Source organism: Leekyejoonella antrihumi, assembly GCF_007845645.1.
In the GTDB taxonomy this organism is placed as follows: Bacteria; Actinomycetota; Actinomycetes; order Actinomycetales; family Dermatophilaceae; genus Leekyejoonella; species Leekyejoonella antrihumi.
Map to the genome: position 1 here is coordinate 85,413 of NZ_VCQV01000012.1, position 26,058 is coordinate 111,470.

Annotated in this window: 20 protein-coding genes and 1 tRNA gene; 16 read left to right on the plus strand and 5 right to left on the minus strand. The window is 67.1% G+C overall.

What is annotated here, in order from left to right; all coding sequences use genetic code 11:
- The first annotated feature begins 43 nt into the window (after positions 1-43).
- The 12 genes from FGL98_RS10550 (at position 44) to FGL98_RS10605 (ending at position 13,190) form a co-directional block, all read left to right on the plus strand.
- A complete protein-coding gene (locus FGL98_RS10550) occupies positions 44-1,309 on the plus strand; it encodes an NAD(P)/FAD-dependent oxidoreductase (RefSeq protein WP_146316724.1) in 1,266 nt (421 codons plus the stop codon).
- Positions 1,300-2,037: a DUF1365 domain-containing protein gene (locus FGL98_RS10555; protein ID WP_146316725.1), complete on the plus strand. Its 738-nt coding sequence runs from the start codon at positions 1,300-1,302 to the stop codon at positions 2,035-2,037. Before FGL98_RS10550 ends, FGL98_RS10555 begins: the two co-directional genes overlap by 10 nt.
- Positions 2,034-3,302 (plus strand): SAM-dependent methyltransferase, encoded by a 1,269-nt coding sequence (locus tag FGL98_RS10560; protein ID WP_146316726.1) that lies wholly within the window; start codon positions 2,034-2,036, stop codon positions 3,300-3,302. The genes FGL98_RS10555 and FGL98_RS10560 overlap by 4 nt, the downstream gene beginning before the upstream one ends.
- Entirely contained in the window at positions 3,299-4,555 is a 1,257-nt protein-coding gene (locus tag FGL98_RS10565) for an SAM-dependent methyltransferase (protein WP_146316727.1), read from the plus strand. The genes FGL98_RS10560 and FGL98_RS10565 overlap by 4 nt, the downstream gene beginning before the upstream one ends.
- Positions 4,555-5,361, plus strand: a complete 807-nt coding sequence (locus FGL98_RS10570) for a DUF1295 domain-containing protein (protein WP_146316728.1) — start codon at positions 4,555-4,557, stop codon at positions 5,359-5,361. Before FGL98_RS10565 ends, FGL98_RS10570 begins: the two co-directional genes overlap by 1 nt.
- A 55-nt stretch (positions 5,362-5,416) precedes the next feature.
- Positions 5,417-5,521 carry a K(+)-transporting ATPase subunit F gene (gene kdpF, locus FGL98_RS10575; protein ID WP_222432112.1) on the plus strand — a complete coding sequence of 35 codons (105 nt, stop codon included), beginning with the start codon at positions 5,417-5,419 and terminating at the stop codon, positions 5,519-5,521.
- Entirely contained in the window at positions 5,521-7,164 is a 1,644-nt protein-coding gene (gene kdpA / locus FGL98_RS10580; RefSeq protein WP_146316729.1) for a potassium-transporting ATPase subunit KdpA, read from the plus strand. The genes kdpF and kdpA overlap by 1 nt, the downstream gene beginning before the upstream one ends.
- Positions 7,164-9,182, plus strand: a complete 2,019-nt coding sequence (kdpB, locus tag FGL98_RS10585; RefSeq protein ID WP_146316730.1) for a potassium-transporting ATPase subunit KdpB — start codon at positions 7,164-7,166, stop codon at positions 9,180-9,182. The genes kdpA and kdpB overlap by 1 nt, the downstream gene beginning before the upstream one ends.
- An 8-nt stretch (positions 9,183-9,190) precedes the next feature.
- Entirely contained in the window at positions 9,191-9,766 is a 576-nt protein-coding gene (kdpC, locus tag FGL98_RS10590) for a potassium-transporting ATPase subunit KdpC (RefSeq protein WP_146316731.1), read from the plus strand.
- Positions 9,767-9,810: 44 nt separating this feature from the next.
- Positions 9,811-12,342: a DUF4118 domain-containing protein gene (locus FGL98_RS10595; protein ID WP_146316732.1), complete on the plus strand. Its 2,532-nt coding sequence runs from the start codon at positions 9,811-9,813 to the stop codon at positions 12,340-12,342.
- Positions 12,339-13,016: a response regulator gene (locus tag FGL98_RS10600; protein ID WP_146316733.1), complete on the plus strand. Its 678-nt coding sequence runs from the start codon at positions 12,339-12,341 to the stop codon at positions 13,014-13,016. The genes FGL98_RS10595 and FGL98_RS10600 overlap by 4 nt, the downstream gene beginning before the upstream one ends.
- A 100-nt stretch (positions 13,017-13,116) precedes the next feature.
- A tRNA-Ile gene (locus FGL98_RS10605) sits at positions 13,117-13,190 on the plus strand.
- Between the two features lie 220 nt (positions 13,191-13,410).
- Here FGL98_RS10605 and FGL98_RS10610 read toward each other — a convergent pair.
- Both FGL98_RS10610 and FGL98_RS25400 read right to left on the minus strand, forming a co-directional pair.
- A complete protein-coding gene (locus FGL98_RS10610; protein ID WP_146316734.1) occupies positions 13,411-14,526 on the minus strand; it encodes a tyrosine-type recombinase/integrase in 1,116 nt (371 codons plus the stop codon).
- 60 nt (positions 14,527-14,586) lie between these two features.
- On the minus strand, positions 14,587-14,736 hold the full coding sequence (locus FGL98_RS25400; RefSeq protein ID WP_186526096.1) for a hypothetical protein: 150 nt from the start codon (positions 14,734-14,736) through the stop codon (positions 14,587-14,589).
- Positions 14,737-15,250: 514 nt separating this feature from the next.
- Here FGL98_RS25400 and FGL98_RS10615 point away from each other — a divergent pair.
- The 4 genes from FGL98_RS10615 (at position 15,251) to FGL98_RS10630 (ending at position 22,232) form a co-directional block, all read left to right on the plus strand.
- Positions 15,251-16,447 (plus strand): IS110 family RNA-guided transposase, encoded by a 1,197-nt coding sequence (locus FGL98_RS10615; protein WP_146316735.1) that lies wholly within the window; start codon positions 15,251-15,253, stop codon positions 16,445-16,447.
- 510 nt (positions 16,448-16,957) lie between these two features.
- Positions 16,958-18,088 carry a site-specific integrase gene (locus FGL98_RS10620; RefSeq protein WP_146316736.1) on the plus strand — a complete coding sequence of 377 codons (1,131 nt, stop codon included), beginning with the start codon at positions 16,958-16,960 and terminating at the stop codon, positions 18,086-18,088.
- 544 nt (positions 18,089-18,632) lie between these two features.
- Positions 18,633-20,066, plus strand: a complete 1,434-nt coding sequence (locus FGL98_RS10625; protein ID WP_146316737.1) for an NAD(P)/FAD-dependent oxidoreductase — start codon at positions 18,633-18,635, stop codon at positions 20,064-20,066.
- A gap of 54 nt (positions 20,067-20,120) precedes the next feature.
- On the plus strand, positions 20,121-22,232 hold the full coding sequence (locus FGL98_RS10630; protein ID WP_186526097.1) for an oxidoreductase: 2,112 nt from the start codon (positions 20,121-20,123) through the stop codon (positions 22,230-22,232).
- Positions 22,233-23,101: 869 nt separating this feature from the next.
- Here the strand turns inward: FGL98_RS10630 and istB are convergent.
- Genes istB through FGL98_RS10645 form a run of 3 tightly spaced genes read right to left on the minus strand, consistent with a single transcriptional unit; the run spans position 23,102 to position 25,924 of the window.
- Positions 23,102-23,920 carry an IS21-like element helper ATPase IstB gene (istB, locus tag FGL98_RS10635; protein ID WP_146316739.1) on the minus strand — a complete coding sequence of 273 codons (819 nt, stop codon included), beginning with the start codon at positions 23,918-23,920 and terminating at the stop codon, positions 23,102-23,104.
- Entirely contained in the window at positions 23,917-25,515 is a 1,599-nt protein-coding gene (gene istA, locus FGL98_RS10640) for an IS21 family transposase (protein WP_146316740.1), read from the minus strand. Before istA ends, istB begins: the two co-directional genes overlap by 4 nt.
- A complete protein-coding gene (locus tag FGL98_RS10645) occupies positions 25,508-25,924 on the minus strand; it encodes a hypothetical protein (RefSeq protein WP_146316741.1) in 417 nt (138 codons plus the stop codon). Before FGL98_RS10645 ends, istA begins: the two co-directional genes overlap by 8 nt.
- Positions 25,925-26,058 lie beyond the last annotated feature (134 nt).

Sequence of the window (26,058 nt, forward strand, 5' to 3'; positions counted from 1 at the left end):
GTTCGGTCCGAATAACCGACAACACCTATCCGGAAGGGACCTCATGCCGCCCAAGAAGTTCGCCGTCATCGGCACCGGTGTCGCGGGCCTGACTGCGGCACACGTGCTCCGCCGCTCGGCGCAGGTGACCGTCTTCGAGGCGGACAGCCGCCCCGGTGGGCACGCCCACTCCCACGACATCAGTCTTGCCGACGGCTCCCCGGTGACCATCGACACCGGGTTCATCGTGCACAACGACCGCACGTATCCCACCCTGCAGCGGCTCTTCACGGAACTGGACGTGCCCACCCAGGAGACCGACATGAGCATGTCGATCAGTGGGACCCCCGGTTGGGAGTATGCCGGGGGCAGGGGCCTGCGCGGAATCTTCGCCGACCCGCGAACGGTCGGCAACCCCGCCTACCTGAAGATGCTGGGCGAGGTCCGCGGATTCCACCAGGCGGCACGGACACTGCTCGCCTCCGCAGACACCGGCGACGCGGTCTCCATCGGTGACTGGCTCGAGGCGCAGACCTACTCCGAGAACTTTCGAGACCACTTCATGCGGCCGCTCATCGCCGCCGTGTGGTCCTGCGACCCACAGGACTCGATGTCCTACCCGGCCCGCAGTCTACTGACCTTCCTGGACCACCACGGAATGCTGAGCGTCACCGGATCGCCCCAGTGGCGCACCGTGACCGGTGGCTCACACACCTACGTCGAACGTGTTCTCGACCCCATCCAGGACGTCCGCCTCGCGACCGCAGTGACCCGCCTACAGCGCACAGCCACCGGCGTAACGGTCCATGACTCCACCGGTGGGTCCACCGAGTTCGACGCTGTCGTGGTCGCCACCCACCCACACCAGGCCCTGACGATGCAGCCCGACCCGGACCGGTTGACCCGAGAGGTGCTTGGCGCACTCACCTACAGCCGCAACACCGCCGTGCTGCACACTGATCGGTCCCTGCTGCCGCGGCACCGTGGTGCCCGCGCGTCCTGGAACTACCGAGTCTCAGCAGACGCCGGCGCCGGGGTGCTGGTCACCTACGACCTGACCAGGCTGCACAGGCTTCCGTCGCCAGCCGGGCAACGAGTCATGGTGACCCTCAACGACTCCGGTCGTGTCGACCCGACGCAGGTGATCGATCGGATGGAGTACGAGCACCCTCTCTACACCGCGTCGGCACTTGCGGCCCAACACCGGCTACCCGAGCTGTCCGGCCCGGTGGTGGCGTATGCCGGCGCGTACCACGGCTGGGGATTCCACGAGGACGGCGCGCTGTCCGGGCTTCTCGCAGCGCAGTCCCTCGGAGGTGAATGGACGTGACGTCACTCTTTCTGACCACCGTCTCGCACGCTCGGTCCACGCCGGTGCGCCATAGCTTCCGTTACCGGTCGTGCAGCTGGCTGGTCGACCTCGACCAGGTGGACGCGCGCGGACGCGCACAGGACCTGCCCCGATGGATCACACCGCTCGCCCGGTTTCGCGCCGCCGATCACCTCGGCAACCCGAATCGCCGCTGGCGAGACAACATCGCCGGCTTCGCCGAGGACAACGGCATCGACCTGACCGACGGACAAGTGCTTGCACTGACAAGCTCTCGCGTGCTGGGTCACGTCTTCAACCCGCTGACCCTCTACTGGTGCCATGACGCGCAGGATCGCCCAGCGTGTGTGATTGCCGAGGTGCACAACACCTACGGCGAACGCCACGCCTACCTCGTGCGCACGGATGACCGAAGCCGTGCCAGTGCGGACAAGCAGCTGTATGTCTCCCCCTTCAACGACGTGTCCGGCCGATATCAGATGTCCGTCCCCGAGCCGACCGACCGGTTGCACGCCACCATCACGCTGCACCACGGCGACAGTGGCCCGTTCGTGGCCACCTGGCGCGGTCATCGCGTCACGTCAACCGGTGACCGACTGCGCGCCGCATACCGACTTCCGCTGTCTACCTGGTTGGTATCCCTCCAAATTCGATGGGAAGGGATCCGGCTGTGGCGCCATCTGCCACTGCAACCCCGACCCACTCATCAAGTCCAGGAGCTCGTATGACTACTTACAACGCCAGTGCTGCGCAGCTGCGCGCGACCCGCTGGCCCGACGTCTTCTCCATCCCGTCCGGCCTGCGTGCCGCCATCAGCGGCCGGGTTGCTGCGGCGATCTTCCGGCACGCCGTCGGTCGCCTGCCACTTCAGGTGGTGCTGCCGAACGGCGACCAGATCGGTGGCGCCAACGCGACAACGGCACCCACCATCACCGTCCACGACGAGGCCGCGATGATGCGCCGGATCGGCGAGAGTGGTCTGATCGGCTTCGGCGAGTCCTACCTCGCCGGCGAGTGGGAGGCCGACGACCTCGCTGCGGCGATCGCCGTCTTCGCCGGTGGTGTCGACGGTCTCGTCCCCGCGCCGCTGCGCGCGCTGCGGCACGCCTACCTGGCCGCACAGCCCCAGGGAGACCATCAGACGGAGCAGCACTCCCGGCACAATGTGGAACGACACTACGACCTGTCCAACGACATGTTCAGCACGTTCCTGGACGGGACGATGACCTACTCCAGTGGACTCTTCGCCGACCCGGCCAACGCGGACAGTGCAGACCTTGCCGATGCGCAACGCCGGAAGGTCGACCGGATCCTCGATCAGGCCGGCGTCGGCGAAGGGACACGCCTCCTTGAAGTCGGTTCCGGCTGGGGCGAGCTCGCTGTGCGCGCAGCACAACGCGGCGCGACCGTGGACTCGGTGACCCTCTCCCAGGAGCAGCTCGACTACTGCCGCAAGAAGGTGGCAGAGGCCGGTGTCGCCGACCGGGTCCAGGTGACGCTGCAGGACTATCGAGAGGTCACCGGGACGTATGACGCGGTGGTCTCGGTCGAGATGATCGAGGCGGTGGGTCTGGACTTCTTGCCGGTCTACTTCGCCAAGCTGGCCGAATGCCTGTCGCCTTCGGGCACGTTGGTGATCCAGGCAATCACCATGCCTCACCACCGGGTGCTGGAGACACGCAACACGTACACGTGGATTCACAAGTACATCTTCCCCGGTGGGGCGCTGCCCTCGGTGCGGATGCTTCGCGACCAGGCCGCCACCGCCGGTTTGCACATCACCGACGACCTGCCCATGGGCGACAGCTACGCCAAGACGCTCCAGCTGTGGGCTGAACATTTTTCAGCCGAGCGGGATGCGTTGGAGTCGCTCGGGTTCGACGAGACGTTCCGACGGATGTGGACGTTCTACCTGCGCTACTCCGAGGGTGGCTTCCGCTCCGGATACCTCGACGTCCACCAGCTCACCTTCACCCGGCCGGTGACGTCATGACCTCCACGATCGCCGACTCCCTCGAGGATGCGCTGGTCCCCCTTCTGCGAGGCCCGCTCCCGGTCCGCCTTACCGCCTGGGACGGCAGCTCCGCAGGGCCGGACGATGCGCCGAAGGTCCGACTGAACAACCCGCGCGCCCTGCGCCGGCTGCTCTGGCACCCGGGTGAGCTCGGCGCCGCACAGGCCTACGTGTCCGGTGACCTCGACGTGGAAGGCTCTGTCACTGCGGCGCTGCAGCACGCCTGGGGCATGGTCGGCGACCGGGGTCTGGGCAAACACCGTCCCGCTCCGTGGGCGGTGGCCTCCGCCCTACGCACCCTGCTGCGCTCCGGGGCCGCCGGTCGACGCCCCACTCCCCCGGACAGCCAGATCGCCGTCCATGGCAGGCTCCACTCACCGGGCCGCGACCGCGCGGTGATCCACCACCACTACGACCTGTCCAACGAGTTCTATCAGCTGATTCTCGATGACCACATGGCCTACTCCTGCGCCTACGTCACCGGCGCCCCACTGGACGGTGGTGAAACGGCAACCTATCGCCTCGAGGACGCGCAGGCCGACAAGCTCGACCTGGTCTGTCGCAGCGTCGGACTCGGCGAACGTCCCGGGATGCGGCTGCTGGACGTCGGCTGCGGCTGGGGCGCCCTGAGCCTGCATGCCGCCGAGCACTTCGGCGCGCACGTCACCGGAGTGACGATCGCGAAGGAGCAGAAGGCATTCATCGACAACCGGATCCGAGAGCGCGGCCTGGCGCACCTGGTCTCCATCCGCCTGCAGGACTACCGCGATGTCGACGACGGCCCCTACGACGCAGTCGCATCCCTGGAGATGGGTGAGCACGCGGGAGACCGCGGCTACCCGGACTACGTGTCGACACTGCGGCGCAATGCTGCGCCGGACGCCCGAATCCTCGTGCAGCAGATGAGCCGACACGGCCGGCACCCTGGTGGTGGACCCTTCATCGAGGCGTTCATCGCGCCCGACATGACGATGCGTCCGCTGGGCCGGACGCTCGATCTGATGGAAGCTGGCGGTCTCGAGGTGCAGGCTGTGCGTTCGTTACGCGAGCACTACGCGTGGACCGTTCGCGCCTGGCAGGGCCGCTTCGACGCACGACGAGACGAGCTCACCGCCCTTGTCGGCCCGGAGGTCGTTCGCGTCTGGGAGCTCTATCTCGCGGGTGGCCTGCTCGCCTTCGAGCAGGGTCGGATGGGCGTCGACCAGATCGTCGCGGTCCCCCGGCCCGCGTGATGGGCGGATTCCTCGCACTGTCCGGTGCGTGCTTCGCGCTGCTCGTGGTCCTGCAGTCCGTGACCTGCGTGATCTCGCTGCGCGCCCATCGCTTTCGCATCGTCGACCAGGTCTGGGGATCCGGCCTTGCGCTCGTATCGATCCTGTGTGCGTTGATCGGCACCGGAGACCTTCCACGCCGGATCCTGCTGGCCATCGTGGTCACGGTGTGGGGCGCTCGGCTGACGGCACACATTGCGCGGCGCGCCCGAGGCACCGACGAGGACCCCCGGTATGCCGAGCTGGTCGCCGGAAAGAGCGCGGCGGCTGCGGCTGGCGCCGTCTTCGGGATCCAGTGCGTTGCCCAGTGGTTCATCTCGCTGCCGATCCAGGTCGCAGCATGCAGCGGCCCTCCGAGCGGCCTCGCGTGGCTGATTGTTTCCGCTGGTGGGGCAGTGGCTGTTGCCGGGATGGTCGTCGAGTCCATCGCTGACCGTCAGCTGAAGGCCTTCAAGGCCGACCATGACATTCACGGCTGCATCATGGACCAGGGTCTATGGGGGTGGTCGCGGCACCCCAACTACTTCGGGGACGCGCTGGTGTGGGTCGGCGTCTACCTTGTCGCCGTTGCCGTCTGGCCCGGCCCACTCACTGTCCTCTCCCCGGCCGCCATGGTGTGGTTCCTCGTGGTGGCGACGGGCGCACGCCGGTTGGAACGGCACCTGGCATCGCGCCCCGGATACGCCGCCTACCAGGAACGCACCAGCTTCTTCGTGCCTCGACCTCCCGACCGGTCGCGGATCACCCGACCGACGCCGAAGTCGTAAAAAGCACGTCAAGACGCGTGAAGTCCGCGTCAAGAACGTCGCTGCCGTCGCCCGAGTGACGTGTGCTGGTCGCATGACTGAATACCTGGTCGCGGCGATCATCGCCGTCGCGCTTGTCGGATATCTGATCTATGCACTCGTGCGGCCGGACAAGTTCTGATGAGCGACGCATCCGCCGGTCTCTTGACCATCGGGCTGCTCGCAGCCGCCGTGGCGGTCGTCCACGTGCCACTGGGCAACTACCTCGCCTGGGTCTTTACGAGTGAGCGCGACCTACGGGTCGAGCGCGCGATCTACCGTGTCACCGGGATCAACTCTCGGTCCGAGCAGAGCTGGCGCACCTATGCGGTCGCGCTCGGCGCCTTCTCCGCGGTGAGCGTCCTGTGGCTTCTCGCGCTGGTTGTTGCGCAGCCACACCTGCCGCTGGCCAGAGGGGCCGAGCAGTCCCTGACGACGGCCGTCAACACTGCGGTGTCGTTCGTGACGAACACCAACTGGCAGGACTACGCGGGCGAAGACGGTGCCTCGCCAGTCGTGCAGACCATTGGCCTCACCATCCAGAACTTCGTGTCTGCAGCGGTCGGTCTGGCCGTCGCCCTGACGGTGATTCGGGGTCTGACGCGATCGGGTGCCCGCACGATCGGCAACTTCTGGGTCGACCTGACGCGCGGTGTGGTTCGGGTGCTGCTGCCCTTGGCCTTTGTCGGTGCCCTGGTGCTCCTCGCGGGCGGGGTCATCGAGAACCTGAACGCCGCGCACACCATCACCACGATCGCCGGCCGGCATCAGACGATCCAGGGCGGGCTGGTGGCCAGTCAGGAGGCGATCAAGGAGCTGGGCACCAACGGCGGCGGCTACTTCAACGCCAACTCCGCGCACCCGTTCGAGAACCCGAACGCCGTCACGAACCTCATCGAGATCTTCCTGATGCTGGTCATCCCGTTCTCGCTCCCCCGCACCTACGGCCGGCTCGTCGGCGATCGGCGACAGGGGTATGCCGTGCTGGGGTTCATGGCCACCCTGTGGACCGGCATGCTCGCGGTGATCACCTGGGCCCAGGTGCATGCCGCATCGGGGCCGCTCGGTGCCATGGAAGGCGTGGAGGTGCGCTTCGGGGTCTGGAACTCCGCCCTGTTCGCCAACTCGACGACCTCGACCTCGACCGGAGCCGTCGACTCCTTGCACGAGTCCTACAGCGCCATCGGCGGTGGCGGCGCCCTGGTCAACATGGCCGTGGGCGAAGTCTCTCCCGGTGGCGTCGGCTCCGGTCTGTACGGTGCGCTCGTGCTGGCCATTCTGGCCGTCTTCATCGCCGGTCTGATGGTCGGCCGCACCCCCCAGCTGCTCGGCAAGACCATCGGCCGCAAGGAGATCACCCTTGCCGCACTTGCCACCGTCGTCTCTCCGGCGCTGGTGCTGATCGGCACCGGCACGGCGCTGGCGGTGCCTGTGGCACGGGGCGCGATCCTCGCACACGGACCACACGGGCTGACCGAGCTGCTCTACGCGTTCACCTCGGCGGCGAACAACAACGGTTCGGCATTTGCCGGCCTGTCAGCCACTCAGCCGTTCCTCAATCTGACACTTGCCGCCGCCATGGCGCTGGGCCGCTTCGTGCCGATCGCGCTGATCCTCGCACTGGCCGGATCCCTTGCCGCCCAACGGCGGCAGGGCTCCACGGAGGGCAGCATGCCCACGCATACACCCTTGTTCACCGGGCTGATGGTCGGCGTGGCCGTGCTCGTCACCGGCCTGACGTTCCTTCCTGCTCTCGCTCTTGGACCACTCGCGGAGGCGTTGTGATGACCAGCCTGCTCGGCACCTCGATCGCGGCCATGCCCGCGGCACTGCGCAAGCTCGACCCCCGGCACCTGGTGCACACTCCGGTGATCTTCGTGGTCTGGGTGTGCGCAGCCCTCACCACGGTGCTCTCGATCACCGACGGAAGCCTTTTCGCCTGGTCGGTGACCGTCTGGCTCTGGCTCACGATCGTGTTCGCCAACATCGCCGAGGCAATCGCCGAGGGCCGCGGCAAGGCCCAGGCCCAGTCGCTGCGGCGCACCCGCACCACCGCCACGGCACGGCGTCTGATCGGCGGCGCAGACGGAGCCGAGGAGGTCGTAGCCGCCGCCGACCTGCGGCCCGGTGACGTGGTCGTGGTCGAGGCGGGCGAGGTGATCCCCGGCGACGGCGACGTCATCGACGGTGTTGCCACGGTGGACGAGTCCGCGGTCACCGGCGAGTCGGCCCCCGTCGTGCGGGAGGCAGGCGGCGACCGGTGCGCCGTGACCGGTGGCACCAGCGTCCTCTCCGACCGCATCCTGGTCGAGATCACCTCACGGCCCGGAGAGACGTTCATCGACCGGATGATCTCCCTGGTGGAAGGCGCCGCCCGGCAGAAGACACCCAACGAGATCGCCCTCGGCGTCCTGCTGGTGGTGCTGACCCTGGTCTTCCTGCTCGCCGTCGGCACCATCCCGCTGCTCACCCGGATAGCCGGTCACCCGCCAACGGTGATCACGCTGGTCGCCCTGCTGGTGTGCCTCATTCCGACCACGATCGGCGCCCTGCTCTCGGCGATCGGCATCGCGGGCATGGACCGCCTCGTCCAGCACAACGTGCTGGCCATGTCGGGCCGCGCAGTGGAGGCCGCCGGCGACGTCTCGACCCTGCTGCTCGACAAGACCGGCACCATCACGCTCGGCAACCGCCAGGCCGCGCGCATCGTGGTCGTCGGCGGCGGGGACTCGGCGCAGACCCATGCTCTCGCGCGACTCTCCTCGTTGGCAGACCTGACACCCGAGGGGCGTTCGGTTGTGACCCTGGTGGACGGGACGCTCCAGGACACTGCTGACCTGCCCGATGGCGCCCGTGAGGTGCCGTTCACCGCGCAGACCCGGATGAGCGGCGTCGACCTGGCCGACGGCACCCGAGTCCGCAAGGGAGCGAGCTCGGCGGTCGCCAAGTGGCTCAGAGAGACCGGTGGCGCCCTGCCCGACTCAGTGCTGGCGCAGTGCGACAGCATCAGCTCGGACGGCGGCACCCCCCTGGTGGTGGCGGTGCAGCCTCCGCGGGGCTGCGCGAGCGCCATTGGCGTGATCCACCTGAAGGACGTCGTCAAGCCCGGAATGACCGAGCGCTTCAACCAGCTGCGGATGATGGGCATCCGCACGGTCATGATCACCGGAGACAATCCGCTCACGGCCAAGGCAATTGCGGCCGAGGCCGGGGTCGACGACTTCCTCGCCGAGGCCACGCCGGAGGACAAGATGCGCCTCATTCGGCAGGAGCAGCAGGGTGGCCGCATGGTTGCCATGACCGGGGATGGCACCAATGACGCGCCCGCCCTCGCTCAGGCCGATGTCGGCGTGGCGATGAACACCGGGACGTCGGCGGCCAAGGAGGCCGGCAACATGGTCGACCTCGACTCCGACCCGACCAAGCTGATCGACATCGTCGGCATCGGCAAGCAGCTCCTGATCACCCGCGGCGCCCTCACGACCTTCTCCATCGCCAACGACCTGGCCAAGTACTTCGCAGTGATACCCGCGATGTTCGCGCCCCTCTATCCAGGTCTGTCCCGACTGAACGTGATGCAGCTGCACTCTCCGCAGTCGGCGATCCTCTCCGCCGTCATCTTCAACGCGTTGATCATCATCGCCTTGATCCCGCTGTCGCTCAAGGGCGTCCGCTACCGTCCCGCCGGCGTCGAAGCGCTTCTTCGACGGAACCTGTTCATCTTCGGGCTCGGTGGCGTGATCGCTCCGTTCATCGGCATCAAGGCTATCGACCTCATTGTCCAGCTCCTACCAGGAATGTGAGCCCTGTCATGTCACTGCGCCCATCGGCACTGGGTCGCCAGACCAGCGCTGCGGTGAAGATGCTCTTGGTCCTGACCCTCGTGCTCGGGATCGGCTATCCAGCGCTCGTCTGGTCCGTGGGTCGGCTGGCACTGCCGGGTCAGGCAGGCGGCTCGCTCGTGAGCGCGAGCGGCCGCGTCGTCGGGTCGTCACTCATCGGACAGCAGTGGAACGGACCGCAGTGGTTTCATGGCCGTCCCTCCGCGTCGGACTACGCCGGAAACACCAGCGGAGGCTCCAACCTCCCGCCCGGTGACCCCCGCCTGACGCGCCAGGTGCAGGCGCGCCGCGCGGCAGCCGGTCCCATCGGCAACCAGCTGCCGCCGGACGCTCTGACCGCTAGCGCCAGTGGGCTGGACCCGCACATCTCCCCCGCCTACGCCCGGCTGCAGATCGAGCGGGTTGCGGCTGCTCGACACCTGCCGATCAAGGTCGTGCGTCACCTGGTCGACGCGCACACCCAGCCCAGGACCCTCGGGTTCATCGGCGAGCCGCGAGTCAACGTGCTGGAGCTCAACCTGGCCCTCGAGCACCAGGCTCGCTGAGCGCCCATTCGCACGGACCGGGCCGAAGGAAGCACAATCAACCTATGACTCGTGGAAGTCTGCGCATCTACCTCGGATCGGCGCCGGGTGTGGGCAAGACGGTGAAGATGCTGCAGGAGGCGCATCGGCGGCAAGACCGCGGCACCGATGTCGTGGTGGGCCTGGTGGAGACGCATGGCCGTGCCTACACGGAGGAAGCGTTGGCCGGCCTCGAGCAGGTGCCTCGGACGCCCCTGCCGACGGGTCGCGCGACGCTGTGGGAGCTCGACGTCGAGGCCGTGCTACGCCGTGGGCCCCAGGTCGTTCTCGTCGACGAGCTCGCGCATCGCAACCCGGCCGGTTCGCCGCACACCCGCCGATGGGAGGACATCGACCAGCTGCTGAATGCGGGCATCGACGTGATCTCGACGCTGAACGTGCAGCACCTGGAGTCCCTGAACGACGCGGTCTACGAGATCACCGGTGTGCGTCAGCAGGAAACGGTGCCCGAAGCCGTCGCGCGCGCCGCCGACCAGCTGGAGCTGGTCGACATGTCGCCGGAGGCGCTGCGGCGGCGGCTCGCGCACGGCAACGTGTATGCATCCGAGCGCGTCGATGCCGCCCTGTCCAGCTACTTCCGGCCGGGCAACCTTTCGGCCCTGCGTGAGCTCGCGCTGCTCTGGCTTGCCGACCGGGTCGACGAGGCCCTGTCGAGCTACCGCGCCGAGCACAGCATCCAGGCGACCTGGCCGACCCGGGAACGGGTTGTCGTCGCCCTGACCGGCGGACCCGAGCAGGAGACGCTGCTGCGCCGAGGAGCGCGAGTCGCCGGCCGAGGCGGCGGGCAGCTCATCGCCGTCCAGGTGGTGCCCGACACCGGCCTGCGCGACATCGATCCGGCCCATGCCCGATCGGCCAGGTCGCTCACCACCGATCTGGGGGGTGAGTTCCACACCGTCACCGGGACCAATGTCGGCTCGGCCATCCTCGACTTCGCCCGCAGCGTCAACGCGTCCCAGATCGTCATCGGTGCCAGTAGCCGCACTCGATGGCAACGCCTGTGGTCCGGTGGTGTTGGGGAAACCGTGGTGTCCGGCTCCGGCGATATCAACGTGCTCATGGTCACCCACGCTCGGGCGCACGCGGAGTCTCTATCCGGCCGATCCACCTCGAGCATCGGCGCACGCCGCCAGCTCTATGGCTGGTTGCTGTCGACCGCCGGTGTCGCACTGCTGACCTGGCTGCTGCTGATCACCAGTCACTGGCACGACCTCCCGCTGGAGGTGCTGATCTATCTGGCGCTCACCGTGCTGACGGCGATCGTCGGTGGGCTGTGGCCGGCGCTGGCGACTGCAGTGCTCTCCAGTCTGGTGCTCAACTGGTATTTCGCCCCGCCGTTCGGGACTTTGACGATCAGCCAGCCCCAGAACGCCGCGGCGCTGGTGCTCTTCGTCCTCGTGGCCGTCTCGGTGGCCACCGTCGTGCACACCTCCGCGCGGCGTGCCACGGATGCGCGTGTTGCGCAGCATGACTCGCGCATCCTCGCCGATCTGGCCCACTCGATGATGCTCGCCGAAGACCCGCTGCCGGCCCTCCTGCAGCAGGCCCGTGACATCTTCGCGGCGGACGGCGCGGCGCTGGTCCATCGCAGCCGGGGAGGCACCCTCGGCGACACGGTCCTGGCCTCCGGTAGCGACCGGGACCAGGACGGGTCCAATGTTGTCCGGGCCGACGTCGGTGAGCATCATGCTCTGGTGCTGGTCGGTGGCGTCCAGGACGCGTCCCGGCGGGGCCTGCTTGAGGCCTTCGCCGACAACGCCAGCGAGATCTTGCACCGTGAGGACCTGGCCGCACAAGCGGCCCAGGCCGTCGGCCTTGCGCGCGACAACCGCGCACGGACAGCGCTGCTCGCGGCGGTGTCGCACGACCTACGCACCCCGCTGTCGGCCATCAAGGCCGGCGTCTCCGGTCTCCGCAGCGTCGACATCACGCTGTCCGCCGACGACCAGCGTGACCTGCTCGAACAGGTCGAGGCCTCCACCGACCAGCTGGACGGACTGATCGAGAACCTGCTCGACATGTCACGCATTCAGTCCCGCAGCATCACCGCTCGGACCGACACCGTGCTGCTGCGGGAGGTCCTCGAGATCACCATCGGCTCGCTCAGCACTCCGCAGCGTGTGCGAACCTGGCTACCTGACCCACAGCTGGTCTGCACCGCCGACGCCGGACTGCTGGAGCGGGTGCTGGCCAACCTGCTCGAGAACGCGCTGCGCTACTCCCCCGGCCGACAGGAGATCGTGATGACCGCGGAGCGACTGGGACCGGCCGTGCAGATCCGGGTGATCGACCGCGGGCCAGGTGTCCCCGAGTCGGAACGCACCGGGATCTTCGCACCATTCCAGAGGTATGGGGACTCCCCGCGAGGCACCGGGGTGGGGCTCGGCCTGGCGGTGGCCAAGGGCCTGACCGAAGCAATGGACGGCAGCGTGACCGCGGCCGACACTCCTGGGGGCGGTCTGACGATGACTGTCGAGCTGCCCGTCGGCCCCAACTCGGGATCGGGGCCACTTTCGCCGGTGGGGCGGCGCGAATGACCCGCATCCTCGTCGTCGACGACGACCCGGCGCTGGTCCGCACGCTCGGCATCAACCTGCGCGCACGGGACTACGAGGTGGAGTCCGCGTTCGACGGCAGGTCGGCCCTGCAGAGCGTTGCCGACGCTCCCGCGGATCTCATGGTGCTTGACCTCGGTCTGCCGGACATCGACGGGGTGGAGGTCATCCGGCGGGTGCGCACCATGTCGCAGCTGCCGATCATCGTGCTGTCGGCGCGCCACGAGTCCGATGACAAGGTCGAAGCGCTTGACGAGGGTGCGGACGACTACGTCACGAAGCCGTTCGGGGTCGACGAGCTGCTGGCTCGCATCCGCACCAGTCTGCGCAGGTCGGCCGTGGAGGAGCCACCCGCCCCGAGCATCGCCACAGCCGACTTCAGCCTCGACTTCGCCGAACGTGTCGCGACCCGCGCCGGCCACCCGTTGCATCTGACTCCCACGGAGTGGCGCCTGCTGGAGGCCCTCGCTCACCACCGAGGACATCTGGTCCGACAGGAGGACCTGCTCTTCGCTGTCTGGGGCAACGGCTATGAACGGCAGAGCCACTACCTGCGGGTGTATACCGGGAACCTGCGGCGCAAGCTCGAGCCGACGCCTGGCCGGCCGCGCTACCTGCAGACCGAGCCGGGCATCGGATACCGGCTGGAGGTCTGAGCGCCACACCCCGCGCGGCGCCTACCGTGCTTTTGGAAGCTGCAGCCGCGCGTCCCGTGCACACGGCCCGAAGGCTCTCGGATAAAGTCATCCGCGACAAGGGGCGGTAGCTCAGCTGGTTAGAGCAGCGGACTCATAATCCGTCGGTCCTGGGTTCAAGCCCCAGCCGCCCCACAGAGCCTCTGATCTGCAGTTTTGGCGACATCACTGCAGGTCAGAGGCTTTTTGTGGAATCTTCGACTTACAGCCTTTGGCAGTCGAAAGCCGTCCTCCAGTGTCGGTTCTGTGTCACGGTGACACAGGAAGAGCCCAAAAAGGCAGGCCGTTGACCTGCACGTTTGTCGGCGCCCTCCTCGCGTGTGTCACGGTGACACAGCGATTTTGCCCGCTTTGATCACCGTGAGCTGCCCGCCGATACATGCCCAGGAACCGGCTCCAGTAGACCCTCGATCCGGTCGGCCACATCGGTCAGATCGTCGTTCCACAGGTGCCCGTAGAGGTCCAGCGTCATCGTCGCGGTCGCGTGCCCGAGCATCGCCTGGACCTGCTTCACATCGGCGCCCGAGCCGATCGCCATTGATGCTGCCGTGTGTCGCAAATCATGAAAGTGCAGGGCGGCCGGCGCGCCCGCCTTCGCCTTCACCCGCGCCCACTTACGGGTCCACGACCCGTGCGACCACGAGTGTCCCCGGGTGGTTACGAACAACGGATCATCGGCGGGGCGACCGTCGCAAATGGCCGCCAGCTCCGCCGTCACTGTCGCAGTGAGGGGAACGTCGCGAGCGCGACCGCCCTTGGTCCGATCTTGCGCGACCTTCTTGCCACCAACCGTCGACAGCGTCCGCGCCACGCGCAGCCGACGACGCCGCACGTCGAGGTCACCAACCCGGGCTCCGGCAATCTCGCCGAACCGCATCCCCGTCGTCACCGCGAGGTGAACAAGCGGTCGGTCCGTGCCCGCCACGTCCAGCAGCACGCGCACCTGGTCGGCAGACAAGAATGCCGCGTCCCGCTTCTTCGTCTTGCGGACCGTCACACCATCGACAGGGTTGCCGATCAGCACCCCGTCTCTCACCGCCAAGTCCACCGCCTGAGACAAGATCAGAACCGCCCGCGACACCCGGGATGCGGACAGTGGGAGCCCCGCGCTCCAGGCAAGTACGTCACTGTGCCTGATGTCCTCCAGCGGCACCATCCCCCACCGGGGGCGTACGTGGACTCGCAGGATGGACTCGTAATCGGCGACCGACGTCGGTGCCAGCCCGGCCTTGGTCTGAAACCAGACGGTCAACCACACGCCGGTGAGATCAGCCGTGTCCCTCTGTGACGGCGCAACCTTGAGTTGCGCCAGGAACACCTCGGCGGCATCCCTTGTCCGATAGGACTTGGAGCGCGCGCTGCCGTCCGACTCGCGCCAGCGAGCCCTCCAGCGCAGCCCAGTCCCGTAACGTGAGGTCTTCCGCTTCTTGCCGTCAGGTCCTTTGACGGTCCAGACATCATCAACATTCATTTCGGCGTCGCGACCTTCGTTGTGGCATGGCGCCAGGTCAAAACTTCCCACCCGGCCGGGTTACCTCAGAACGATACCCAGCAGCCTGGGGTGCAGCCCGCCGCTGACGCTGACCACCCCCAGGCTGGAGTTGAGCAGCCCGTCGCCGACCTCGGCTCCGCTGTACCGAGTCGATCGCCGACTGCGCGAGAATGATGGCGTGTCAATCATGTCGACGAGGAGCGGTGCCCCCAGCGAGACGCGCCCGCAGAACCCGCGACCCTCGTCTGAACTCCCTTGGTAAGGACGGCCGTCGACGTTGGCCAACCCGACCACAGGACACCGGTCGACTCCTCGTGGAGCAGATGACGGGCGGGCAGCCAGCGGTTCTGCCGCGATGCGAGCGCCAAGTTCACGACCGCACCCGACCGGCGTCCGCCCAAGGCTGGCGAGGAGTTGCGCGGCGAACACCACAGGGCCCCAATCAGACAGGGGCAACTTCCCCCCCCCGTTACCTTGTTCGTGGGCCTTGACGCAAGGCTCCTGGTCGCCAGGCTCGGCATGACTTATTCCCCCTGTCGTACGCATGATCCGGGGGGTGTTGTCACCGGGACTGGTGGCGTGGGTGATCGCTAATAGGGACCGGACCACCTGGCTTGTCGAGGTAGGTCTGATCGTAACGTGGGTGCCGACATCCTTCGCCTGATCTGGTGACCAGCTCATCAAGTGGGAGGAAGAGGAGTTCATGACTCGTCCGGAGTACGCGGTGTTCCTGGGCCTGGATGTCGGCAAGGAAGAGCACCACGCCTGCGGGCTGGACCCCGACGGGGAACGCGTGCATGACAAGCCGCTGCCGCAGGACGAGGCCAAGCTGCGGGCACTGTTCGACAAGCTCGCCAACCGCGGCCGGGTGCTGGTCGTGGTCGACCAGCCCGCGACCATCGGCGCACTACCGGTCACCGTGGCTCGCGACGCCGGCGTGGACGTGGCCTACCTGCCCGGACTGGCGATGCGCCGGATCGCCGACCTACACCCGGGCAACGCCAAAACAGACGCCCGAGACGCGTACATCATCGCCGAAGCCGCACGGTCGATGCCGCACGCGCTGCGGCGTGTGGACGTCGGTGACGAGGCCTTGGCAGACCTGGAAGTCACCGTCGGCTATGACGACGACCTGGCAGCCGAGGTCACCCGGGTCACCAACCGAATCCGCGGACTGCTCACCCAGATTCACCCCGCCCTGGAGCGGGCGATCGGTGGCTGGCTGCACCACAAGGCCGTCCTGGAGCTGCTGACCCGGTTCGGTGGGCCGACCGGGCTGCGCGCCGCGGGACGTCGCCGGCTGACGGCCGTGGCCAAACCCCGCGCGCCACGCATCCATACCAAGATCGTCGACGCCGTCCTGGCCGCCCTGGACGAGCAGACCGTCGTGGTGCCCGGCACGACGGCGGCCGAGCGCGTGCTGCCCAAGCTCGCGACCCAGCTGGCGGGACTGCTGGCCGAGCGTGCCGACGCGGCACGCCAGGTCGAGGAGATGCTCGATGCGCACCCTCTTTCCACGGTCCTGACCTCGATGCCCGGCATCGGGGTCAGGACCGGCGCCCGCATCCTGCTCGAGGTCGGCGACGGCTCCGCATTCCCGACTCCAGGACACCTGGCCGCCTACGCCGGCCTGACCCCGGTCACCCGCCGGTCGGGGTCCTCGATCCGTGGCGAACACCCCAACCGAGGCGGGAACAAGAAACTCAAGAACGCCATGTTCCAAGCCGCGTTCGCCGCCCTGCACGACCCCGCCTCCCGGACCTACTACGACCGCAAACGGGCCCAGAACAAGAAGCACAACGCCGCGATCATCTGTCTCGCCAGACGCCGCTGCGACGTCCTCTACGCGATGCTCCGCGATGGCACCCCCTACACGACAAAAGCCCCGTCAGCGGCTTGACAAGAACCATAGGGACACCCCCCCCCCGCACGGTGAGTGCAGCTCGTGCGTAGGCCGGACAACTCGCATCGCTGTAGCGCCGTCGGTATCGCTGCGCTCTGCTCCCGCCGCGTCATCGGCTACCTCAACAAGGCGAAGGCCAATCGTGCTGCTCGACCGCTCGACTCAGGTGCCAGCCCAAGGCAGTCTCCATTCAGCAAAGCGCCTGGTGAGTCTGGCCCGGTCTGTCGTCCTCGCCGGCTCGCCCGCGCTGATCGCTGTCCGTCGACCTGCGACCGGGCAAAGCGAGGGCGCCGGCTCCCATCGGTTACCCGACGCGAGTCTGGTGGTCCCCATGCCGACCGAGACGGGCCTGACGCGCACCGCAGTCGCTCCACCACAACATCGCTGTGTACAAGGCTTACCGGCGCCGCGAGGTGTTCCTCGATGCTCCCCTGGTCGCTTCGCCCCTGCGGCGTTGATGCCTACGGATTAGTGCCTTACCCGCATCAACCCTCGGAGAACGCCCCCGTGAACACAGTCGACGAACGGCCTCCGACCGCGACCCTGACCGCGAACGATGCTCGCGTCGAGCTGGCGGCTCTGGCGGCCGAGCACGCCGACCTGCCGCAGCGGACCATCGCCGACAACACCCGCCGATACTTGCAGCCCGACTGGAACCAGTACGCCACCTGGTGCGCCCGACACAGCCTCGACGCACTGCCAGTCGACCCGAAGCTCGTGGGTATGTACGTGCTCGCCGAGGCCAAGCTCACCCGGGCCGACGGAACCCCACAATTCAAGGCATCCTCGATCGGCCGGCACGTCGCCTCCATCGCCTGGATGGCCTACCAGACCGGCTCAGGACGCGGCCTCGGCAGCCACCCCGACGTAGCCAACGCGGTGAAGGCCGTCCGCCGAACCCGCCAGGAGCCCCGGGCCGCCAAGCATCCCCTGCTTCTGAACGACGTTACTGCCCTGATCAACGCCATGGACCACCGCAGGTGGCCGGCGGGCGTCATCGCGGCCCGGGATACCCTCGCGATCCTCCTCGGGTTCACCGCCGCGCTACGCCGTTCCGAGGCCGCCGCGCTGACGACCGCCCAGCTACACCCGGCGCCGGTCACCGCAGACGGACTTCAAGTGCGGCTGGGCCGATCGAAGACCGACCAGGAGGGGCGCGGAGCGGTGCTCGGCATCCCGTTCGGCACCGCTTCCGTGACCTGTGTGCCCTGCGCCCGCATCCGCTGGCTGCACCTAATTGCGGCCGCGACTCGGCCCGAAGCCATGGAGCTCACACTGGTCACTCCCAGTAATCCGGCCGACTGGGAGCACGTCTGCGCCGATACGGCCCCGCCACTCGACCCGTCCACTCCCCTCCTGCGCCCCGTCGATAAGTTCGGCCGAATCGGCGCGGACCCGATCTCGGGCTCGGGGCTGAATGCCCTGCTCAAGCGTCGCCTGGGCGCGGCCGGCTACCACCCGCCGAACTACGGGTGGCACTCGCTGCGCGCGGGCATGGTCACCCAGGCTCGCCGCAACGGCGCCAGCACCCGCGCCGTCCGCCGCCAGACTCGCCACACCTCGGACGCCATGGTCGATGTCTACGACCGCGACTGGAACCCGCTGGATGGGTCCGCAGTGCTCCAACTCGGGCTTTGACCGCCCGGGTCCACCGGTGGTCTTGGCCGCTATGTACTCCCTTCTCACCATCACCAGCCTGGCTGATGGCACCCGCCAATTCACGTACAGGGCAACGGTTTCCGACGACGAAGAGTACCGCTGTTCCAGTCATGCTGGTGTAACTCGCCCAGAGTTGACTCACATCATGGACCAGACGGTTCTTGTCTGTATCCCGACAATTGTCGCCGGACTCTTTCCACCGTCAGGCAGGCTTCGAGCACCTCACCCCAATAGGCTCGCACAATGGCGACCAATCAAGTCTGCGCATCACTCTTTCGGCCGATATCGTTGAGAACAAAGATGTCCCGCAACTTCATCGATGTGGCATCACACTCTGGTAGCGTGTCTGCGGAGCCCCGGATGCGCGGGCCCATCTGCGCGCTGCGCAGACGGATAGTGGAAACAGCTACACCCGTCTCGAGGTGGGTGCTGGCGGCCTGGACCGTATCGAGTGCCGCGTGACTGTGGACGCAGTGTTGGACGGTCTCCCGGTACGTCGCACTATCGACACCGAGGAGCACCGATGAGCCGCGCGTGGACGGTCCCGGGCATTGGCCACCTCGACCCGCCCGAGTTGGACGGGCAGTCCTACTGGATGGTGGATGCGCTTGCCGCCGAGGAACCTCACCCTGGCGGTGGGGCCCTGACGTCGACACTCCGGGCCGACGTCTGCATCGTCGGCGGCGGGTTCACCGGGCTCTGGACTGCGATTGAGCTCAAGCAACGAGACCCGAGCCTTGACGTCGTGCTACTTGAGGCCGGGGTATGCGGGTCCGGCGCGAGCGGCGCCAACGCCGGCATTCTTATGAACTTGTGGCCGAAACTGCCGGCTCTTATGCAGGCCGGAGGGGAGACCGAAGCGCTCGACGTCGCACGAGCATCGGTCGAGGTGATCGACTATGTAGAGCGGTTCTGTAAAGAACACGACATCGAGGCCGGACTGGAACGCAACGGCTGGCTCTGGGCGTCCACGAATAGCAGCCAGGACGGCGCCTGGAATACCACCCTCGCGGCTGCCCTCTCCCACAGCGGGTCCCCCTTCATTGAGGTCGACATGGACACCGCAACGCGAATCGCCGGCGCCCCGGTACGTTCTGGCGTACTCGACCCCAGCTGCGCTGGCGTCCATCCCGGCCGCCTCGTCCGCGGACTCCTTCGGGCCGCCCGCTCCCTTGGTGTCACTGTCCACGAGCACAGCCCGATGACCGGTTTGGACTCGGAGCACGGGGCGACCGTGGTGCGCAGCACCCATGGGTCGGTACGTGCCGACTCGGTGGTTTTGGCCATCAACGCATGGTGCAACCAGTTCCCGGCGCTACGACGACACCTCCTCATGACAGCCTCCGACAACGTCGTTGTCCGGCCTGGCTCACCGTCACACACGCCGCCGGTCACCACGAACGTATCCGACTCCGGCCGACTCCTGGACTACTGGCGCCCCCTGGAACATGACAAAGTCCTCTTCGGCAAAGCCGGACTCGGTCTGGGCTGGGGCGTGCGAGGTGCAAGCACACAGTTCAGGACGGCACCGCGTCGTGCGAGCCTGATGAATCATATGACCCGGTCAGTACCAGCTCTGGCCGGCGCCGAGGTGATCTCCACCTGGCGCGCCCCCGTCGAGTACTCGCTGTCGTCGCTGCCCTTCTTTGGTGAGCTGCCGGACCATCCCGGCGTATATTTCGGCACCGGCTACTCGGGCGACGGCGTCGGCCCCTCCGTCTTAGGCGCCCGCATCCTGGCGAGCCTGTCAACTGGGGCCGACGACGGACTGGCCTCCTCGTTCCTCACGCGCCCGCCGGCTGGCCGCGGCCTACCCCCTGAACCGTTCCGCTTCCTGGGCGGACAGTTAGTTAAGGCGGCAATGCTCCGGCAGGAGCGGAAGCAGGACGAGGAGAAGCGGGTCGACGTGATGACCAATGTTCTCACCCGCATAGATCCCACATCCTTCGCCGGGTGACCACCCACTGGACGATGCGTCAAACTGAGACTCAGACAAAAGATGGTGAACGTCATGTCGACGGCTGAACATCACAAAATACTCTTCGAACCGATCGCTATCGGCCCCAAGACGCTTCGCAACCGCTTCTACAACGTGCCTCACGGCACCGCCTACGGGACTCTCCGTCCGGGCACCTGGGCAGCGTACCGGGCGGTTCGCGCGGAAGGCGGGTGGGCGGCCGTGTCCACGGAGTTCTCCAGTGTCGGCCCCAGCAGTGATGAGTGGCCGTTGCATTCAAGCGACTTCTGGGACGAGGAAGACGCCTGTCGGCACAGGTTGATGGTGGATTCCGTCCATGATCATGGCGCGCTGGCCAGTATTGAACTCCATCACGGTGGCGCTCAGGCGCTACGTCGACTCTCCCGTGAACCCGCGCTCTCCGCCTCCGGCCTGTCATCTGAGGTACCCCCGCCGTCGTACCCGCCGGAGACTCCAAAGACTATGACGCTAGACGACATCGAGCGGGTTCAGCGGTCCTTCGTGAACGCCGCAGTGCGCGCTCGCGATGTGGGTTACGACATCGTGGACGTGCTCGCGGGGTATGGCTATCTGTTCGCCCAGTTCCTGTCGCCCTTTCATAACCATCGCACCGACAGATATGGCGGATCTTTGGAGAACCGCGCGAGGTTCTGGCTCGAGACGCTCAGCCAGGTACGTGGCGCCGTGGGTGCTGACTGCGCCGTTGCGACACGGTTGTCGATCGAAACCCAAGGTCCGTGGGGGCACAGCATTGACGACAGCGTGGCACTTGTCAGGATGGGCGACCCACTGGTCGACCTCTGGGACCTGAACTTCGGGTCAAGTCTAGACTGGGAGACGGATATCAGTCCCTCGCGACTCTTTCCCGAAGGCCGGAACCTCGAGCGTATTGGTCGGGTTCGCCGAGCTACGGAGAAACCGGTGGTCGGAGTGTCGCGACTGACGAGCCCTGATCTTATGGCGCAGGCCGTGCGATCCGGCCTCATCGACATCGTTGGCTCGGCCCGTCAGTCCATCGCGGACCCCTTTTTCCCGACGAAGGTCCAGGAGGGACGCACCGAGGACATCCGCGAATGCATGGGGATCAACTACTGCATCAGCAGCCTTGACCGAGGCAATCTCGCCTGTGCCCAGAACGCGACCGCAGGGGAGGAGTTCAGACGCGGGTGGCACCCGGAGCGTTTCGAACCTCTGACCAACCCTGAGGTCAACGTCCTGGTGGTGGGCGCCGGCCCAGCAGGTATGGAGGCTGCGATCGGTCTGGCGAGACGGGGAGCCGAGATGGTGCACCTGGTGGACGCGACGGAGCACCTCGGCGGGCATCTCCGGCCTGTCGCCGGGCTGTCCGGCATGCGGGAGTGGACACGGTTTATCGACCACCGACAGATCCAGATCGACAAGCTCCCAAACCTGCAGTTCATCCCATCGACCAGGCTCGACGCCACCGACGTCCGCAACTACGGAGCCTCTCATGTGGTGGTAGCGACTGGAGCTCGCTGGCTGCGCACAGGAGCCACACCCGGAACACACGCGCCACTGGCAGGACTCGTTGAAGACGCCGACTGGGTGTACACACCCGAGCAACTGATTGTGGAAGACCAACGCCCTGCTGAGGGAAGCCACATCACGGTCTACGACACCGAGGGCTACTACATGGGCGCCGGCCTCGCTCAGCTCCTCGCAGATGAGGGGTACGAAGTCGCCGTCGTCACCCCCCACGTGCAGGTGGCAGCCGAGGCAGACATGACGTTGGAGAGTCCCACGATCCGAGCGGCGCTTCACCGCAGCGGTGTGGTGGTGCATCGCAACATCTCGTTGACCGCAACCCACCGCAGGCGTGTCGTCGGACTGGGCGAATTTGATGAGCCGTTCTCGCTGGAGACCGACGCACTCGTCCTGGTGACAATGCGGGCCCCGGTGGACAAGCTCTACCAAGAGCTCATCAGTGATCGCGAGGCACTGGCTGACTCGGAGATCCAAGCCGTCCACTGCGTCGGGGACGCTCTATCGCCACGCGCGATGGCCGAAGCGATGTTCGATGGTCATCGCCTGGCGCGCGAGTTCGAGTCGCCCGATCCCGCGATCGCACACGCGTACAAGCGCGAGCCGCTGCGGCTGACTCTGCAGGGATATCGCCAGAGATGACCCGCCGTCGCGGCACATGCACCTCAAGCGTGCATGTCATGGGAGAGCGGAATCGATAGGCTCTCGGGCCTCACACTTGTCGGATTAGCCAGGTGTGGACCCTGTCCGGCAACACCAGCCGTGCGCGGACGAGTCATGGCCCGTAACGGCGACCCCTCGACGATCTGTCCATCGGTGACTTGAAGAGGCACTATCCACCACGTGCCGCGCGCAGGAGCCCCTCGAAGGTGGGTAGTTTGACCCGCTGCCGGCCGGACGCACTACCGGCCCTCTTCTCCGCCTCATCAATCCGCCACCATCCAGGGGCATCGACCAAATCCGGACGACGGTCCGATATGAGGTCGATGAGCCGAGGCACATCCTCGCTTGGCTCAGCGAGACGCTGTTCAGCGAGATCGCTGAGCAGCGAGGAGATCGTCTCGGCGGAGTCGGCACGATTGCTTCCGATCCCTCCCGTTGGGCCGCGCTTGATCCAGCCGGTGCAATACACGCCGCGGACAGGTTGCTTCGTCGTCGGATCCGTCACCCTCCCCGCCACGTTCGGGATGACGCCAGCCGAGTCGTCGAATGGCAGGCCGGGTGCCGCGCGACCTCGAAATCCGATGGCTCGCACAACGAGGGATGTCTCGAGTGTCTCGGTCGTGCCGTCCGGACGCTTGAATACAACTCCGGACACTGCATCGTCACCGACGAGCTCGGTCGGGGACAGGCGAAAGCGCATCACGATCCGGCGCGCTGCGCTCCGTTCACGCTGAGCGGCCGCATCGATGATCGCTCGACGTTGAGCGAAGCCGACAGTCGATCCACCTGTCACTTGCCAGGGTGATGGGACCACCTCGTTGCCACGAGGATGGGACCACTTGGTCATGTCAGTGAGCATCGTGGTCCTCGCTTTCGGAGTCAAGGTCGGCGCGCCGGGTGGGGCGGTCTCGTTGCCGGTAGGAGGGGCCTTCGATGATCAGGGTGTGTGCTGCGGAGGTGAGCCGGTCGATCGCGGATTGCGCGAGCAGCGCATCGCTGGTCATAGTCAGCCACTCGGCCGGCTCACGGTTTGAGGTCACGATCGTGGATGCCTTGTGGTGTCGCTCGACGACCAGCTCGTAGAAGTCGTTGGTCTCGATCGCGTCGAGTGATCTGAGCGCGAAGTCGTCGAGGATGAGGAGATCGACGCGGGCCAAGCGGCGCATCTCCGCGGCCAGGGTGTTGTCGAGGCGGGCTGCTCTCAGTCGGGTGAACAGCTTGTCGGCGCGGGATGCGACCACGGACAGTCGCCGGCGGATCGCGGCGTGTCCGAGGGCGTGTGCGAGGTGGGTCTTGCCGACGCCGACGGGGCCGAGGATCAGCACGTTGTGACCGGCCTCGGTGAACGCGAGACTCGTCAGGTCCGAGGCCAGGCCCCGGTCGTAGCGCAGGTCGTCTGGTTCGGTCCAGGTCTCCCACCGCATGGCGGGGTCCAGGCCGGCGGTGCGGGCGCGTAGTGTCGCGGAGCGGGACTCGCGGCGGGTGACCTCGTCGGACAGCAGCAGCTCGAGGAACGCGGCGTGGCCCATCTTGCGGGTCCGGGCCAGGGCGAGGCGTTCGGGCAGGGTGTCCTTCAGCCCGCCGAGCTTGAGGGTGCGCAGGATTCGTGTCAGGTCGGTGCTCACGGGGTCGATCGGTCCGGCCTCTTCACGCGTGGTGGTGGTCATTGGTTGGTCTCCTGTTCGGGGGTGGCGGACAGTCCGCCTCGGATGAGGGTCAGCTGGATGGCGCCGCCGGCCATGGCGAACTCGCCGGGGTCGCGGGCGAACCGCCCGGACTGTGACCCGGCTGCGGTCGGCAGGTCGGGCGTTTTTCTCTCGGTGGCCTTTTCGAGCATCGCGGCGATCTTGCCGACGGCCACGACGTCCAGGTCTAGCGAGGTGGAGCAGGCGTCCTCGACGGGGCCGGGCCCGTACCGGCGGACCAGCCCGAGCAACCGGTACACCGACCGCATCCGGGTCCACGGCAGCGGGTCGTCCAACAACCGTTCGGCGTAGATGCCAATGTTCTCACCGTGATTCGCCGCCGTGGCGATCAGCTTGGTCAGGTCTCGCATCGCGTACCCCGCCTTGACCTCGGGCAGGTCGGCCGGGTCCGTGGACCTGCCGCCCGGCGGCTGTCGCGGGTGGGTCTTGACCAGCTGCCCGCGGTGGGACAGCTTGACCAGCTGGGAGTCGGCGCGGGCGTCCAGGTGCTGGCCCAGCCAGGCCTCGGGCACCGAGTACAGCGCGCGGGCGACCTCGACGTGGAAGTCTCGGTGGACCTTGACTCGGGTGAACGTCGGCACATCGTACGGTTCGGGAACCGGGAGCAGGCACGGCTTCTCGTCGGTCTGAAATACCTCGATCGGGCGCGCGGCGGTGGTCCCGTGGATCCGTGTGCCCGCCGTGGTCGCGCACCAGGCCGTCGCGCGGGCTTGCGCGTCGGCCAGGTCGGCGAACGTCTCGCCGGCGAAGAAGTTGCCGCGTACGTACTGCACGGTCCGCTCGACCTTGGGTTTGTCCCGAGGCCGGCGGACCCGGGCGGTGTCGGTGGCGAACCCGACATGCTGGGCGTAGTCCAACCAACCCGTGCTCAGCCTCGGGTTGACCGGGTCTGCGTCAGTGACGACCGGCTTCAGATTGTCGGGGATGATCACCTGGAACACGCCGTCGAAGAACGCCCACGCGGCCTCGCACCCGGCGATCACCGCGGCCAACGTCTGCGAGTACGTCAACCAGACGAACATGTGCCGCGAGTACCCCGCGGTGAAGATCAGCGCGTGCACCTTGCGGCGCTTGCCCGTCTCCGGGTCGATGATGAGGCCCATCTGCGCGAAGTCGATCTGGCACTCCACCCCGGGCTCCCCATCGAGCACCCGCACCGTGGTCTCCTTCGCGCGAAACCCGCACTCGGCCACCGCGAACCGGTGCACCGTGCGATACGGCACCGTGCAGCCGGCCCGGGTCAGCAGCTCGTGGACCTTGACCACACTCAACGCGTCCGGCACGTCCAACCAGGCACGGATCTGCTCCCGACGAGCCAGCAGCTCGTCCCAGCCGGTCCCGTGCCCGTTCGGGCGGGACGGGCGCACCGCGCCGACCACGACCCCGATCAGCTCGTCAGTCAACGCGTCCGGACCGGCCTCCCGGGACAGGCCCGCGTCCTGCGCGGCCTGCACGTACCGGCGTGCCGTCTTACGGTCCACTCCCGCCCGCGCCGCGACCGTGCGCAGCCCGACCCCGTCGAGCCAGCTGCGCAGGACCTCACGCACCTCAACCATTCCAACCTCCCGGAACACCACCGCTGTTGACCTCCACGCCGACGAATACGACGAGGCGAGTCAACGAGCGACCCGAGGACTCCACCGGCACGACACGCCGGGTGGTCCCATAACTGGCAACAAGCTGGTCCCATGAGATTGGCAGAAAACCGCTCAGAGTGGTCCCATGCTCATGGCAGGCGACACCACCTGGACTCACGGCCTCCAGTTCGTGCTCGGTCACCGTCGCCTCGGCTGGATCGGCTACCAGGTCGACTCCTGGTAGCCGGGACATGGCGAGCAGCTCGGACGTACTGCATGCGGCGAACACCTGGCCGCGGCGACCAACGATTACGACCTCCTCGATGGCGCTCGTACGAAGCGACCCAAGCGCGATGTCCGACATCGAACTCTTCTCGTAGGTGGTCACCGGCAGTGCTAGCCTGCGTCTTTCACGGGTTGAGGTGTGACGCGCGGTCGGGGGACGTGAAAGTGCCTGTGCTGTAAGAGATACTTGGGTTTGCGACAACTCAGGATCTCTACAGGACAGGCACTTTCAAGGTG